15 protein-coding genes are annotated in these 15,265 nt (G+C 62.3%); 11 read left to right on the top strand and 4 right to left on the bottom strand.

What is annotated here, in order from left to right:
- Positions 1–50: 50 nt before the first annotated feature.
- Genes ABJF10_RS10625 through ABJF10_RS10610 form a run of 4 tightly spaced genes read left to right on the top strand, consistent with a single transcriptional unit; the run spans position 51 to position 4,762 of the window.
- Positions 51–977, top strand: coding sequence for a D-alanine--D-alanine ligase (locus tag ABJF10_RS10625; RefSeq protein WP_348544538.1), 927 nt, complete (start codon positions 51–53; stop codon positions 975–977).
- The gene (locus tag ABJF10_RS10620; protein WP_348544537.1) at positions 974–2,068 is read left to right on the top strand and encodes an FtsQ-type POTRA domain-containing protein; all 1,095 of its coding nucleotides are present in this window, start codon (positions 974–976) and stop codon (positions 2,066–2,068) included. The genes ABJF10_RS10625 and ABJF10_RS10620 overlap by 4 nt, the downstream gene beginning before the upstream one ends.
- On the top strand, positions 2,068–3,279 hold the full coding sequence (gene ftsA, locus ABJF10_RS10615) for a cell division protein FtsA (RefSeq protein ID WP_348544536.1): 1,212 nt from the start codon (positions 2,068–2,070) through the stop codon (positions 3,277–3,279). Before ABJF10_RS10620 ends, ftsA begins: the two co-directional genes overlap by 1 nt.
- Before the next feature lie 28 nt (positions 3,280–3,307).
- Entirely contained in the window at positions 3,308–4,762 is a 1,455-nt protein-coding gene (locus ABJF10_RS10610; protein WP_348544535.1) for a cell division protein FtsZ, read from the top strand.
- Between the two features lie 26 nt (positions 4,763–4,788).
- Here ABJF10_RS10610 and ABJF10_RS10605 read toward each other — a convergent pair whose 3' ends face one another.
- Positions 4,789–5,493: a hypothetical protein gene (locus ABJF10_RS10605; protein ID WP_348544534.1), complete on the bottom strand. Its 705-nt coding sequence runs from the start codon at positions 5,491–5,493 to the stop codon at positions 4,789–4,791.
- An 823-nt stretch (positions 5,494–6,316) separates the two neighbouring features.
- On the opposite strand from ABJF10_RS10605, the gene fbaA reads away from it, so the two are divergent.
- From fbaA to ABJF10_RS10580, 5 genes are all read left to right on the top strand, one after another.
- On the top strand, positions 6,317–7,393 hold the full coding sequence (fbaA, locus tag ABJF10_RS10600) for a class II fructose-bisphosphate aldolase (RefSeq protein WP_348544533.1): 1,077 nt from the start codon (positions 6,317–6,319) through the stop codon (positions 7,391–7,393).
- A gap of 128 nt (positions 7,394–7,521) precedes the next feature.
- Complete coding sequence (locus ABJF10_RS10595; RefSeq protein ID WP_348544532.1) at positions 7,522–7,878, top strand: hypothetical protein; 357 nt, start codon at positions 7,522–7,524, stop codon at positions 7,876–7,878.
- 29 nt (positions 7,879–7,907) lie between these two features.
- On the top strand, positions 7,908–8,744 hold the full coding sequence (ispE, locus tag ABJF10_RS10590; protein ID WP_348544531.1) for a 4-(cytidine 5'-diphospho)-2-C-methyl-D-erythritol kinase: 837 nt from the start codon (positions 7,908–7,910) through the stop codon (positions 8,742–8,744).
- A gap of 57 nt (positions 8,745–8,801) precedes the next feature.
- Complete coding sequence (locus ABJF10_RS10585) at positions 8,802–9,020, top strand: type II toxin-antitoxin system HicB family antitoxin (RefSeq protein WP_348544530.1); 219 nt, start codon at positions 8,802–8,804, stop codon at positions 9,018–9,020.
- The gene (locus ABJF10_RS10580; RefSeq protein WP_348544529.1) at positions 9,017–9,202 is read left to right on the top strand and encodes a type II toxin-antitoxin system HicA family toxin; all 186 of its coding nucleotides are present in this window, start codon (positions 9,017–9,019) and stop codon (positions 9,200–9,202) included. Before ABJF10_RS10585 ends, ABJF10_RS10580 begins: the two co-directional genes overlap by 4 nt.
- Positions 9,203–9,235: 33 nt before the next feature.
- Here the strand turns inward: ABJF10_RS10580 and ABJF10_RS10575 are convergent, their stop codons facing one another.
- From ABJF10_RS10575 to ABJF10_RS10565, 3 genes are read right to left on the bottom strand one after another with little or no spacing between them, the layout of a single operon-like run.
- On the bottom strand, positions 9,236–10,408 hold the full coding sequence (locus ABJF10_RS10575; protein ID WP_348544528.1) for a glycosyltransferase: 1,173 nt from the start codon (positions 10,406–10,408) through the stop codon (positions 9,236–9,238).
- The gene (locus ABJF10_RS10570) at positions 10,405–10,998 is read right to left on the bottom strand and encodes an acyltransferase (RefSeq protein WP_348544527.1); all 594 of its coding nucleotides are present in this window, start codon (positions 10,996–10,998) and stop codon (positions 10,405–10,407) included. The genes ABJF10_RS10575 and ABJF10_RS10570 overlap by 4 nt, the downstream gene beginning before the upstream one ends.
- 3 nt (positions 10,999–11,001) lie before the next feature.
- The gene (locus ABJF10_RS10565; RefSeq protein WP_348544526.1) at positions 11,002–12,774 is read right to left on the bottom strand and encodes an ABC transporter ATP-binding protein; all 1,773 of its coding nucleotides are present in this window, start codon (positions 12,772–12,774) and stop codon (positions 11,002–11,004) included.
- A gap of 349 nt (positions 12,775–13,123) precedes the next feature.
- Here ABJF10_RS10565 and ABJF10_RS10560 point away from each other — a divergent pair, with 349 nt between their 5' ends.
- Together ABJF10_RS10560 and purB are read left to right on the top strand one after the other, a co-directional pair.
- On the top strand, positions 13,124–13,303 hold the full coding sequence (locus tag ABJF10_RS10560; RefSeq protein WP_348544525.1) for a hypothetical protein: 180 nt from the start codon (positions 13,124–13,126) through the stop codon (positions 13,301–13,303).
- Positions 13,304–13,904: 601 nt separating this feature from the next.
- Positions 13,905–15,203, top strand: coding sequence for an adenylosuccinate lyase (gene purB / locus ABJF10_RS10555; protein ID WP_348544524.1), 1,299 nt, complete (start codon positions 13,905–13,907; stop codon positions 15,201–15,203).
- Positions 15,204–15,265: the final 62 nt, after the last annotated feature.

The following is a 15,265-nucleotide window of genomic DNA, read 5'->3' as shown; positions in this document are numbered from 1 at the left end:
ACCGTCCCGCGACGCCCGTATGCGTCAGAATGACCAATCGAATTCATCCCGTGTCCATTGACCTGAAAAACAAGAAGATCGCCGTGCTCATGGGCGGCCCTGGCTCCGAGCGTAAAGTCTCCCTCGCCTCCGGCGCGGGCGTCGCCAAAGCCTTGCGCTCGCTCGGCGCGGACGTGACTGAAGTGGACGTCAACGGCCCCGATTTCGTCGTGCCCACCGGGACCGACATCGCTTTCAACGTCATCCACGGCACCTTCGGCGAAGACGGGCAACTCCAGCGCATCCTCGAATCGCGCGGCATTCCCTACACCGGCGAAGGCGTCGCCGGCAGCGAACTCGCCATCGACAAGATCGCGACGAAGAAGCGCTTCCAGGAACGCGATGTTCCCACTGCTGGATTCGAAATCCTCCGCGATGGCGCCATGCCCGCCCTGCCGTTGCCCTACGTCGTCAAAGCGCCGCGCGAAGGCTCCAGCGTGGGTGTTTTCATCGTGCACGAGGAAGCCAAGGTCGCCGCGACCATGGAAGAAGCGTGGGGCTACGGCAACGAACTGCTCGTCGAAGCCTTCGTCGATGGGCGCGAATTGACCGTCGGCGTCGTGGGCGACCTGGCCTTGCCGATCATCGAGATCGAGGTCTCCAAGGACTTCTACAATTTCGACAACAAGTATCCGTTCCTGAATCCGAATGCGGGCGGCTCGGCCAATCACACGTGCCCGGCGAAGATCAGCGACGCACTCACGCGGCGCGTGCAGGAAGTGGCCCTCGCCGCCGCCCGTGCGATCGATCTGGAAACGTATTGCCGCGTCGACGTCCTGCTCACCGACGCCGGCGAGCCGTCCGTCCTCGAGATCAATACCATTCCCGGCATGACGCAGGTCAGCCTGCTGCCCGAAGCCGCCGCCGCCGCGGGCATCAGCTACGCCGAGCTGTGCGCCCGCGTCATCGAGCTCTCCCTCACCCACCGCCGCACATGAAGCCACCCGCCAACAAGCGCATCTCCAATCCGCGCCAGCGCAAGCAGCAGCATCTGCTCGACGTGAAGCTACGCGCGAGCACCGAACGCTCGCGCCGCTTCCGCGCCGTCAGCGGTTTCATCTTCAAGACGATCATCTTCGTCGGCCTCGGTGTGGGCGCGTGGATCGGCGGCAAGGAAGCGCTGCGCCGTTTCGTGTGGGAAAATCCCGACTACTACTTGCGGGAGATCAACTTCGCGACCGACGGCGCGCTCACCCGCGAGCAAGTTGTCACCGCCGCGAATATCGTCGAGGACCGCAACATCTTCACCCTGGACCTCGGCCATGCCCGCGCGGCCATCGAGGCCATGCCGCAGGTGGAGAGCGCGATCGTGCAACGCGTGTTGCCGAATCGCGTCAACATCACGATCACCGAGCGCCGTCCCATCGCCTGGGTCGCGGCCAAGGGCGATGAAGACCCCAGTTCCTCGGAGCGCTCCTTTCTCATCGATGCCCGCGGCATCGTCCTGCGCAGCCGCGTGCTCCTGCCGGAATACTATCACCTGCCGATCATCACCGGCTTCGAGACGGAAAATCTCGTCCCCGGCAAGCGCGTGAACGTCCTCGAGATGCAATCCGCGCTCGAACTGATCCGGCTCAACTCCGACAGCACGCGCTTCCAGGCGCGCAACATCGACCTCTCCAAGGGCTACTGCCTGGTCGTCACCGACCAGCGCCACGCGAAGATCACCTTCGGTCTCGACCGCCTCGACAAGCAGTTGGAGCATCTCTACCGCTGCATCGAACGGGCGACCGCCGACCACAAGGAGTTGCAAACCGTGAACCTCATCGTGGAGCGGAATATCCCCGTCACCTTTTACGATCCCGAAGCCGATGCCGCAGCCGCGGCCGCCGCGGAAGCCATGCCTCCCAAACCGGCCAAGCCCGAGGACAAAGGTTCCTCCAAGTCGCCCACCGAGGTGCGCCGGGCCGAACCCGCCGCACCGAAACCGTCGCCGAAGGCCTCCACTCCGTCATCTCGATCTTCCACTCCGCCTCGTGCCAGCACGGGCAACCAATCCCTGAAAAAACCCTTCCGTCTGAATCCCTGATGGCTCGTGATAACATAGTTGTCGGACTCGAAATTGGCACCTCCAAGGTCTGCGTCGTTGTCGGCGAGACCCGGGGTGACGGGACGATTCGCATTCTCGGCGTCGGCCAGGCGCCGTCGCGCGGCGTGCGCAAAGGCGAGATCGTGGACTTCGAAACCGCCGGGAAATGCATCCGCGAAGCGCTCGTCGATGCCGAGGAGAAGAGCGATGTCATGATCGGCAGCGTCTACCTCGGCGTCACCGGCAGCCACATCACGGGCTTCAACAACCGCGGCGCCGTGAACATCCCCGAGGAGCGCGACGAGATCTGCGAGGAGGATTTCGAGGACGTGCAATCCAGCGCCCGCGAAGTCAGCATCCCCGCGCCGAACATGTTCGTACACTCGCTGTTGCAGCATTACTACGTCGACGGTCAGGACGGCGTGCTCAATCCCATCGGCATGCTCGGCCGCAAACTGGAGGCGGATTTTCACATCATCCACGGCGTGGCCACGCGGATCAAAAACAGCGTGCGTTGCGTGAAGGAAGTGGGCCCCGAAGTACTCGACGTCGTCTTCAATCCCCTCGCCACCGCGCAGGTCCTGCTCGATCAAAACCAAAAGAGCCTCGGCGCGCTGGTCGTCGATTTCGGCGGCGGCACCATCGATTATCTCGTCTATGCCGACGGCGCCGTACAGCAGAGCGGCTCGCTGGCCATCGGCGGCGATCACATCACGAATGACATTTCCCTCGGCCTGCGCATCCCGATGGCCAAGGCCGAGCGGCTCAAGGTCGAGGAAGGCAGCGTGATCCTTGGCAACGCACGCCCCGGCGAAACCATTACCCTCAAGGACGAGACCGGATTCGCCGGCAAGGAAGTCGAGCGTGAGATGCTCAACACCATCATCCATTGCCGCGTGCGCGAAGCCTTTGAACTGCTCAAGAAACAGCTCGAGGAAGAAGCCAATCTGCCCTTCCTCGGCGCGGGCGTCATGCTCACCGGTGGGTGCAGCCTGCTCAAGGGCATCAACCATCTCGCCGAGGAGATCTTCGGCATGCCGGTGCACGTCACCCATGCACAGACGGTCTCCGGCCTCACTTCCGCCTTCGAGAATCCGCAGTTCTCCACCGCCATCGGCCTCATCAAGTATGCCGATGCCATGCAGCCCGAACGGCCCGCCGGCCTCTTCGGCCGCCTGCGCAAAAAGCTCTCTTTCTTCGGCCTGTGGTGATGCAATGCCCCGCCTAAACTAAACCGCCATGATTCAAGTGCACCGGAATTCCGCCTCTACGCATGATGTCCGCATCAAGGTCGTCGGTCTCGGTGGCGCCGGCGGCAACGTGCTCGACCGCCTGTTGCTCGACGGCATGCACGACGCGGAACTCGTCGCCCTCAACACCGACGCGCAGGCGCTGACCGCTTCCGTGGTCGAGCGCAAGGTGCAGCTCGGCCGCACCACCACCCGCGGCCTTGGCGCGGGCGGCGATCCCGAGATCGGCTACACCGCCGTGGAGGAAGGCGTGGACGAAATCCGCCAGGCCATCGAGGGCGCGCAAGTCATCTTCCTGTGTGTGGGTCTCGGCGGCGGCACCGGCTCCGGCGGCGCGCGCATCGTCGCCTCACTCGCCCGCGAGCAAAAGGCCCTCGTCGTCGCCTTCGCCACGCTCCCCTTCGCCTTCGAGGGCAAGCGCCGCCGCGCCCAGGCCGACGAAGCGCTCGCCGCGCTCCAGCGCTATTCCGACGTCGTCATCCATTTCGACAACGACCGCATGGGCGACGCCGTCGCCCCGCTTGCCGGCATCCACGAAGCGTTCACCACCGCGGACCAGACGCTCAGCCAGAGCATCCGCGCCATCGCCCGGGTCGTGCGCCAGCGCGGGCTGGTGCACATTGGCTTCGACGACCTGACCACTGCCCTGCGCGGCTCGGGCGAAGCCGGCGCACATTGCATCTTCGGCTACGGCGAGGCCGACGGCGACAACCGCGCGCACGACGCCCTCACCCGCGCGCTAAAAAGCCCGCTGATGGACAAAGGCCGCATGCTCGAGGACGCCCGCAACATCCTCATCAACGTCGCCGGCGGTCCGTCCATGACGCTGAACGAAGTGCAAATCCTGATGGAGGAACTCAACCGTCACATCAGCGACCAGACCCGCCTGCTTTTCGGCGCCGCCGTCGATTCCACGCTTGGCCAGAAAATCAGCGTCACCATCCTCAGCGCCCTGCAGGGCGAAGTCCCCGCGCCGGCCGTCGAGGTGCGCTCGCGTCCCGACACCCGCGTCGAAAGCTCACCCGCCTCCGTCGCCCCTACTCCCGTCGTCCGCCGGCCCCCGCCCGTCATCGAACCCGTCGTCGTCATCGCACCCATCCCGGAGCCGGAACAGATCCCCGAACCCCGGCGCGCCCCCGCACCTCGACGCGCCCCGGAACCCGAGCCCGAGGCCGAACCCGTCCTGGTCGAAGCCGCCGCCCCGGCCGCCGCCGAAATCGCCGCCGAAGCCGAACCCTTCTTCGCCGAGCCCACCCCGGAACCCGAGCCGGTGCGCGCAGCCGCTCCCAAACAAGCCAAGCCCAAGCCCGTCCAGGCCAAACAGGAGCAAATGCAATTCGAACCTGTCGCCCGTGGCCGCTTTGAAAAAAGCGAGCCCACCATCGTCGACGGCCAGGACCTCGACGTCCCCACCTTCCTCCGCCGGAACGTGAAGGTGAAATAAGGGAAGCTACCTTTGGCACTTTCCACTCAATAGTCTCTGGAGACTGTAGTTCCGTATCGGATTAGACTCTCCGCCTGCGCCCACCAGCTCGGGAGTCTATTCTGATGGAGCAATGCATCGAGATTATCCACTTGCTCCTCCGGAGCAAAAATCTCGACTGTCGATTGGTTCCGCTTCACGTCTACTTTCATTTCTTCGTAGAAGGTGAGGCTGCCCAGTAGGTATTGGGTAAGATCTTTCTCGGGCATGATTTCAAAAAAATCCGGATACATCCTGTAGGTTACTCGCCGAAAACGCCTACTCGTGCCGAGGGCCGGCACCGCCACCAAATCGTGTCCAATCACTTCGCAAGTTGAGTCGGCAAGGCCACCAACGTATTTGACCAACTCCACCAGCGGTATTGACGTTAAATGGAGAGTGATCTTTCCCCCTGGATGCAAATCCGGTGGTGGATTAAGCAAGCCGTGGAAATGCCGTGCCGCACTGCGATCCGCAAAAACGCGCGCGCGCAATTCTGGATGGCCCATGGCATGCACTTTCTCCACGAGAAGCTGCACTGCCTCATCAAGAGTCGCGTCTCTAACCTCAAAGGAGTCAATCACGAGGTATTTTAAGGTTTTCTCCTCGCGCTCTAATCGGCGCTCGTCGAAATCCCGGTAGCCAAACGCAACCACGACCAAAAAGAGCGCCACGAAGACAATGGAAAGGATGCGTTTCGTGCGAGCCTGCATGACTGGGGGAAACCGAACCGAACGAATCCAAGAATAGCAGTCGGCCATTCCACTTTGGAAGCTCCTTCCGCGAACCCGTCCTGGTCGAAGAAGTAGCGTTCCCACCCGTCATCCTGCTTCCGCGACTCCTGATTTTCAGGCGAGCAGAGCAAATTTTCCGCAATGGAGCCAATGGAACCAATGGAGCAATGCACATTTTGCCCCGTGTCATGCGATACTGGCCGGCATGAGCTCCGAAGACCCCGCTATCCCTGGCCACGGCCAGACGCCCCCTTCTCAGCGGTCATCCGCCAACAACTCGATGGGCGTCTCGCCGCCGAGTGAACGCAGCCAGCGCTTCGTGAAATGAGTCAATCCCCCGTCCGATGCCGGAGGCATCCCAGCGCCCATAGCCGGTGGTCGAGCGAAGCGACACCACCGGAAATGATGCGGCAACAGTTCACCCAACGGGGTGGCAGCCCTTGCCCGAATCAAGCCGAATCAAGCCGAATCAAGGTAATCAAGGTGCGAAAAATTTGGCGGCGCTACCCGGAGAACCGCGTCTCAAGGCCGGTGCAAATCAAAGGAGTCCCGGGCCAAGATGAGAGGTCGATTTAAGGTGCCTTAAGCCCTCTTAAGCCGATTTAAGGTGCGAGATTTTTAAAATGGCGGCCGCGAGCGCAAACCAGAACCGAATCAACCGACGATGCGACCCGTGCGTTCTCCTTCCTCACATCCTCTCCGCGCCTCCGCGCCTCGGCGGTTCAACCCCAAACCACCCCGATTTCACCACTCCGGGTACTTGACCCTTGTCCCAAGGCCCCCGTTTGCTATTACCAGTAGTATGTCTTCTACTAAGCGATTCCGTCCGGGCGTTCTTTTTGGTGACGAAGTCAAAGAACTGCTCGATTACGCCAAGGCCAATGAGTTCGCCATGCCGGCGATCAATTGCATCGGAACCGGCACCGTCAACGCCGCGCTCGCCGCCGCTCGCGAGGTCAACTCGCCCACCATGATCCAGTTCTCGAATGGTGGAGCGCAATTCTTCATCGGCAAGCACATCCCGAAGGAAAACCAGAATGGCCCGATCCTCGGCGGCATCGCCGGGGCGCATTATGTGGACGCCGCGGCCAAGGCCTACGGCGTGCCCGTCATCCTCAATACCGACCACTGCGCAAAGAAGCTGCTCCCGTGGGTGGACGGCCTGCTCGCCGCCAGCGAAGAGCAATTCGCCAAGACCGGCAAGCCGCTCTACAGCTCGCACATGCTCGACCTCTCCGAGGAGCCGTTGCATGAGAACCTCGAGATCTGCGCAAAGTATCTCGCCCGCATGGCCAAGATGGGCATCACGCTCGAGATCGAACTCGGCGTCACCGGCGGCGAGGAAGACGGCGTGGACAATTCCGGCGTCCATGAATCGAAGCTCTACACCCAACCCGAGGAAGTCGCCGAAGCCTACAAGACGCTCGGCGCCGTGAGCCCGAATTTCACCATCGCCGCCGCCTTCGGCAACGTCCACGGCGTCTACAAACCCGGCAACGTGAAGCTCACCCCGAAGATCCTGAAAAACTCGCAGGACTACATCCAGGAGCACTTCAAGACCGGCCCGAAGCCCGTGAATTTCGTCTTCCACGGGGGCTCCGGCTCCACGCGCGAGGAAATCCGCGAGGGCGTGAGCTACGGCGTGATCAAGATGAACATCGACACCGATGTGCAGTGGTCCTTCTGGGACGGCGTCCGCGAGTACGAGGCCAAGAACCACGACTACCTGCAAGGCCAGATCGGCAACCCCAAGGGCGCCGACGCCCCGAACAAGAAGCAGTACGACCCGCGCATCTGGCTCGGCGCCGCCGAGGACGCCGCCACCAAGCGCCTGCTCACCACCTTCGAAGACCTCAACAACATCAACCGCAACGCGTAACGCGAATCGTTCCAAAAAGACCCGTCATTTACTGAAGCCCGATGTCTCGGACATCCGCGGGCATCAGCCATGCGGGAGCTTTCCTCCGCTCTCGCCAAGCCGCTCGTCGTCCCATTATCCTCTCACCCATGAAGAACCTCCGACTCCTCCCCTTGGTCGTCGCCCTTGCGATCTCATCCATGTCCGCCGTGGCCGCGGACAACACCCCGTCGCTCCCGATCGACCAGGCGTTGAAGATCGCCCAGGACCATTTGCAAAAAGTGGGAGCCGATCGCGCGATCGTCGGCCTCGTGCTGGAGCAAGCGACTTTCAAGTCGACCTACTGGTATGCGAAGTGGTCCTCGCCCATCGATGACGGCCCGCGCAAGGAAATCGGCCTGCGCATCGACATGGACGGCACCATCACGCGCTTCATCACTGGTCCCGGCGGCGGCCACGAGCCCCCTGCCGGCCAGCGCCCGGTCGGCGCGCGGAGCATGCGCTAGTCTCACCGCGAGGAAAGCCCCGCGCCTTCGTGGAGTTCTTTGCCCCGGCCAAGGTCAACCTTTCGCTCCGCGTCCTGCGGCGGCGCGAGGATGGCTTTCACGAAATCGAGAGCCTGCTCTGCCCGCTCTCGATCTTCGACACGCTCGACCTCTCGCACCGCGAGGAAGCCGGGCTGGAATTTGTCTGTGACGACGCGACGCTCCCCACGAATGACGACAACCTCGTCGTCCGCGCGGCCAAGCTTTTCTGCGAGTCCTGCGGATTCGAGCCGAATCTCCGCATTCAACTGACAAAGCGCATTCCCCACGGCGCCGGCCTCGGCGGCGGCAGCAGCGACGCCGCCACCACCCTCATCGGCCTCAACCGTCTCTTTGAAGCCGAACTATCGCCAGACGCGCTCTCCGCCATGGCCGCGGACCTTGGCTCGGACGTACCATTCTTCATCTACCAATCCGCTGCGATTATCCGCGGCCGTGGTGAATTCGTCGAACCCGTCGCCTTCCCCCATGAGTTGCCGCTCTTCCTCATCAAGCCCCCCTTCGGCGTGCCCACGCCCTGGGCCTACAAGCACTGGCGCGACTCTCGCGAAGTGCCAGGTGTCCGCTACGACGCGCAGGAGTTTTCGTGGGGCACCCTGGTCAATGACCTCGAGCGCCCCGTCTTCGAAAAGTACCTTTTCCTCGCCGATCTCAAAACGTGGCTGCTCGCCCAACCGGAAGTCGCCGGCGCCCTCATGTCCGGCTCCGGCGCCACGGTCTTCGCCCTGCTCCGCGACAAGAGCGGCGCGGAGTCGCTGGCTCCGCGCGTCGCCGCGGAGTTCGGCACCAATTTGTGGTGCTGCCTTTGCGAGACGATCGGCGGGTAGCGTCTCGCTGGCGTAATTGAAAATTGCACCGCCGGGTTTTTGAGTTAGTCTCGTTCCATGAAGTTGACCGCCGTTTTCGTTGCCGCACCGGAGGGCGGTTACACCGCTTTCATCGAGGAAATCCCCGGCGCAATCTCCGAGGGCGACTCGATCGATGAAGCGCGTGAGAATCTCGCGGACGCGCTGCGCATGGTTCTGGAATGCAACGGCGAACTCGCCAGGAAAACGGAACCGACGACGGCAGTGCGCGAAGTGTTTGAACTGGCCGCGATGTGAAGCTGGCGGACCTGGAGCGGCACTTGCGAGCCAACGGCTGTGAGCTTTATCGAGAAGGATCGAGGCATGCCGTGTGGTGGAATCCCGCCAACCGAAAAACGACGGCCGTGCCGCGCCATCGCGAGATCAAAAACCCGACCGCGTGGGCGATCTGCAAGGCACTCGAAATCGAGAAGCCCTGAGGGGCATTGAGGCGCGGACGCTTGCGGCGAAGACTACAGCCCCGCCCGCTCCAGAATCGACGCCACGACTTTCGTCGCCTCGAAATGCTCCGCGGCCACTTCATACGCGGCGCGGCAGTGCATCGCGTAGTCCGCGTTCACCGCGCGCACGGCTTCGGCGATGTCGTCGAGGGTGCGGAATCCGAGCAGCCCGCGTCCCTCGCCGTAGTGCTGGGAGAATCCCGTCTCCTGCGTGATGACCGGGCGGCCACAGGCGAGGTAGCAAGCGGTGCGGTCGCTGAACCAGCCGGTGTTGAGCCGCACGTACTGGTCTTTCGCGACGGTGAATTCGCCCTTGGAATGCTGCATGTAACGCACGTAGGCATCGTGATCGATGCTGATCTCCTGCGGATTGCTCAGCCGCCAGCCGCGCTCCGCGAGTTGCGTGCGCGTCACCTCGTCGCGCAGGTTGGTCGCGAGTTCGAAAGTCTCCCCTGCCCGCTGCGGCGCATCCATGAACCGCAGGAATTCGAGCGCTTTGCTCCACAGATATTTGTCCCCGCGCCACTCGATGTCTTTGCCCTTGGTGTTCCAGTTCGCCACAGTCGTGTAGACGGCGCCCACCGGCGGAGGCGTCACGGCTTTCCAGAAATCGGTGACGATCGGCTGCCGCGTGGGCTGCCAGGGGATGCCGTGCAACGGCACCGGAAAGCGCTCCGAGCCGATATTTTCGCCAAAGGTGAAGACCGCGTGATAGTGCGAAATCGTCTCGCGAATCTTCGCGCCGAGATCGTTGTCGATCAGGCACTGTTCCTTGCCGGGGTCGCTCTCGATATAGATCAGGCACCGGTTCTGCAGCAGGTCCTCGTGCAACTCCTGCTCGCCGCAGACGTTCAGCACCGCGTCCGCCTCGCGGTAGAGTTCGTCGATCCGCGCCCCGCTCAGGCCCGCCGTCGGCCGGTCGTCGAGGTAGCGCGCGCGATATCCCCAGCGATCCTCGAAGCCAAATTGCCGCGCCAGCTTCGGCATGATCTCCGCCGTGTAGCTCCAGTCGGGCACATAGTCGTAGGTGATCGGGTGATACGGATGCGCCGTGGAATCCTCGATGTAATAGACCTCATGTCCCAACCGCTGCAGGCCCACGATGTAATGGATGTGCTGCCAGATCACGCCCGCAATCGGGCAGCGCGCCATGTAGCCCGTGACGATGAAACGCTTCCGGCTCATTGCAGACGCTTGGCAAACCGCGCCGGATTGCCCGCGACGACGGTATTCGGCGGCACGTCTTTCGTCACCACGGCACCGGCGGCGATGACGGAGTTTTCCCCGATGGTCACGCCCTTCAGGATGATGGCGTTCATCCCGATCCAGACGTTGTCGCCGATTTTCACGGGGCGCGACTTTACCGCGGCGATCGGCCGCTCCGGCTTGCCTTCGTAAAACGGCGCGAGCGCTTCGGCATCGATGCGCCGTTGCGCCGCAGCCACGGGATGAAAGTCGGAATCGGCGATGCCGGTGCCCCACGAGATGAGGCAATGCGAACCGATCTCGACGCTCGTCTCGCAGGTAATCAGCGCCCCAACGAGTAGCGTAAAATCGCCGACCTTCACATGTCCCTGCGGACCCACCGCGAGCTGCGAAGCCGCATAAACAGACACATGCGCGCCAAATTCCACCGCCGGCTCGCGCTTGCCCTTGAAGTGCAAAAAGCACTGCGCGCTCTCGCAATAAAAGCCGTCGCCCCAGGTGACGTTCGCGGGAATCTGGCGGTTGCTCCAGTCATGTTCGATACGGCGATCGGGAAGGACGTTGGTCATGGGTCAGTGCAAATTGGCAGAGCGATACAACGATGCATAGACGCCATTGCGCGCGACTAATTCAGGCCCCTGCCCTTCCTCGGCGATGGTGCCCTTGGCCAGCACCACGATCTTGTCCATGCCGTGGATGGTGGCGATGCGGTGGGTGATGATCAGTGTGGTGCGCCCGTGCATCAGCTCCTCGATGGTCTGCATAATCGCAGCTTCCGTGGTGGGATCGAGCGCACTGGTCGGCTCGTCGAGAATGAGGATCGGCGCGTTCTTCAGGAACGCCCGCGCGATCCCCAGCCGCTGCCGCTGGCCCACGCTGAGATGCCCGCCGCGTTCACCCACTTGCGAGCGATACCCGTCCGGCATGGCCATGATGAACTCATGCGCCTGCGCGCGCTTCGCCGCCTCGATGATTTCCTCCTCGCTGGCGTCAGGCCGGCCATAGGCGATGTTTTCGCGGACGGTCGTGGAGAAGAGCAGCGTGTCCTGGAGGACGATGCTGATCTGGTCGCGCAGGGATTTCTTTTGGATATCACGCAGATCGTGACCATCGAGCAACACGCGGCCGGCGGTGGTATCGTAAAAGCGCGGCACGAGCGAAAGCAGCGTCGATTTCCCGGCGCCGGTCCCGCCCACGAAAGCGACCGTCTGCCCCGGTGAGATGCGCAGGGTGACATCGCGCAAAATCTCCCGCGCGCTGCTGTAGCCGAAGGCCACGTCTTCGAATACGATCTCCCCGAGGGCGGTGTCGATCGGCTTCGCATCGGGCGCATCGGCGACGTCGTTTTCCTTGTCCAAAATCTCGAAGCAACGCTGCGCCCCCGCGGCCGCCCCTTGGAAGGCCCAGGCAATGTGCGTCAGCGCCTCGAGCGGTTGATAGAGCATGAGCAGCAGCGTGGAGAGAATCCAGATCTGCCCCACCGTGAGCCGCCCGGAAAGCACGTGCTGCGCGCCGACATAAAACATCACGGCCGAGCTCCCGGCGATGAGCGTGCCCACGAGCAGCGCGCTGCGCATGGAGGTGGCGTTGAGCTTCAGATTGGCATCGAGACTTTCCTTCGCGCTCACCTGGAACTCCTGCACCTCATCCTCCTCGCGGCCAAAAGCCTGCACCATCTTCACGGAGCTGAGCCCTTCCTGCGCCACGGTGAGCACTTCGCTCTCCCGCTCGGCCACCGTCGTCGACTGGTCGCGGATGCGCTTCGCGAAAATGTAAATCGAGAGCATCATCAGCGGGACGACGAGCAGTGAAAGCAGCGCGATCGTCGAATCGAAATACCACATCGTGGCAAAGGTGGTGGCGAGCGAGATGACGCTTTGGAAAATGAAGAAGCCCTTGCTGTAGAAAGCCTGGAGGCTCTGTGAATCGTAGGCCACGCGGAAGCTGCTGTCGGCGCTGCGGCGTTGGTCGTGGAACTTGAGCGGCAGCGAGTGCAGGTAGGCATAGAGCTCCCTGCGCAAGCGCATGAGCCCGTGCAACCCCACGCGGATGGTGATGATATTGACGAAGTAGCCGATGCCGCCGGCGAAGAGTTGAAAGGCGACCATCAACGCGCAGACGAGCGCGATGATCGCGGGGATGCTCCACGCGCCGAGATCGTAGCCGACGAGCGTGAGGCCGTGCGGTGTGCGCGAGGCGGCGGGCAGCACCTTGTCGATGATGTAGGCCAGCGGCCACGGGCGCAGGATATTGAAGCAATTCGCCAGCAGCGTGAGCACCATGGCCGTGATGGTCGGCCGGAGATCGGGCCGATAGTAGGCGAGCACGCGGCGGTAGAAGGACATGGGGAGGCCGATGGAATACTGCGGAACGCGCGCTTGGCAACGCCTTCTTCAATTGGGACGAAGAGATGCGGCTCCGAAACACGTCTCTGTCACCCCTAGGACCGACGTGTCTGGCGATCACGCCAATCCTACGGACGCATCCGAACCCCCGTGAACATACGCATCATCTACGACCCACCGCCGAGCACATGTCAGAATCCCGACACATCTGTCCTTTTAGTCGTCACTTTTTTTGAACTCTTTCGGCCCTACCCCCGTCTATGTATTCAGAAAACAACACCCCATACCTAGCGTGGCACGCCCATTGCTAAGGTATATCTCGCCCAGCAAATTTTACCCAAAACGCACTATGAAAAAGAACCTCAAGAAATCCAATCGCTCCAACTACAGCTTGGGCGACCTGATTGTCGCGGTGAGCAGCTACACGAAGAACAACCGTGAGACCGTCGCTGCCGTCGCCGACCTTCTCGAGAGCGGCCGCGTTCGCTTCAGCAGCCAGGGCCGGAAGATCCGCGCCCGGGTTTACTAAGCCCTGAGCACCACAGCGGCTCCAGCCGCGCCTCGCGGGAGTTACGCTCCCGTCTGAGCTAAAAACTATCCAAGACCCCGTCTACGGCTTCCAAGCCGGTGGCGGGGTAAGTTTTTTTAGGGAGGACAGGCGGAAAACCGCCCCGGATTGACTTTTCCAGCGTCCCGTGCGACACTGGCGCTGTGCTGGATGAGGAATGGAAGAAATAGGCGGCGCGGTATTTGTCACTCTGATTCGTTGGAAAGGAATTCTGAATACGCACACGATGCCACCCGACACTGCCCACATGATCGCTGCCGAAGAGCGAAGCCCGGCCACAGGCAGGGAACGATCGCCGATCGTTCCCAGATTTCAAGATCCTCTCCGGCAAGATGTTCCGGGTAGTTCCGGCCAGTTCCGACCCATCGGCAACGGGTTCCTACGCGCCCCCTCCCTCCAGAGTAATCGCGGTCAATCGCCCTCAATCGTGCCTAATCGTGCCGGAAATTTTTCCCGATCCCAGGTTCATTCCTCCCCGGCTTCCCAGCCTCCCACTCTGGCGCACCCGGCCCATGGAAGTTTTCCTTTTGCATTCGCACCTCATCCCCCTAGCCTTCTCCGGGTGATCGAACGTTATACCCGACCCGAAATGGCCGCCGTCTGGGCGGATCAGCGCAAATACGAAATCTGGCTCGAAATCGAGACCCTGGCCTGCGAGGCGCAGGCGGAGATCGGCGTGATCCCGCAGGAAGACGCGAAGACCATCCGCGCCAAGGCGAAGTTCGACCTGAAGGAAATCGCTGTCATCGAGGAGCGGACGAACCACGACGTCATCGCCTTCCTGGAGAACGTCGCCAGCTACGTCGGACCCGCGTGCCGCTGGATGCACCAGGGAATGACCTCCAGCGATGTGCTCGACACCACTCTGGCGGTGCAGATGGCCGAGGCTTCGGACATGATTCTGGCCGATCTCCGTGCCCTGCGCGAGGTCATCGCCCAGCGGGCCATCGAGTTCAAGAAGACCCCCATGATCGGCCGCAGCCACGGCATCCATGCGGAACCGATCACTTTCGGCCTCAAGCTCGCCCTTATGTGGGACGAATTTGGCCGCGCCCTGGACCGGCTGAACGACGCCCAACCGCGCCTGCGCGTGGGCAAACTGAGCGGCGCCGTGGGCACCCACGCGCATCTCGACCCCCGCGTGGAAACCAGTGTCTGCCAGAGCCTCGGCCTCACCGCCTCGGCACTCAGCACGCAAGTCATTCAACGCGACCGGCATGCGGAGTTCCAGACTGTGCTGGCGCTGATTGCTTCCTCCATCGACCGCTGGGCCACGGAGTTCCGGCACCTCCAGCGCACGGAAGTCCTGGAGGTGGAGGAGTATTTTTCTGTCGGACAAAAGGGCAGTTCGGCCATGCCGCACAAGCGCAACCCGATCACCGGGGAAAAGCTGAGCGGATTGGCGCGGGTAGTGCGCGGAAATGCCCTTGCGGCGCTGGAAAATGTGCCACTCTGGCACGAACGCGACATCAGCCACTCGTCCGTCGAGCGCATCATCATGCCCGATTCGTGCATCCTCATCGATTACATGCTGGTCTCCCTGCGCCGCTTGGTGGAGCGCCTGCTCGTTTATCCCGAAAATATGGAGCGTAACCTCCATATCACCAAGGGCCTCTATTTTTCGCAAACCATCCTGCTCAAGCTCACCGAGCGTGGTCTGGAGCGCAAAGCGGCCTATGAAGCCGTGCAGCGGGCGGCGATGAAGACCTGGCAGGGCGACGTCAGCCTGCAGGAAAACCTGGCCGCTGAGTTGGAAGTATCCGCGCTGCTCACCCGGGCCGAGATCGATACCCTGTGCTCGCTGGACATCCATTTCGCCCACGTGGATGAGACCTTCCGCAAGCTTGGGTTGGAAAAGTAATCCCCTCGCTAGCCCGGATATTTCATCCTTTCTGCAAAAAGTTAGCGAAGTCCCCGCGGTAA

Source organism: Chthoniobacter sp. (genome assembly GCF_040003245.1).
Classification (GTDB): Bacteria; Verrucomicrobiota; Verrucomicrobiia; order Chthoniobacterales; family Chthoniobacteraceae; genus Chthoniobacter.
This window is presented reverse-complemented; position numbering and strand designations above follow the sequence as displayed.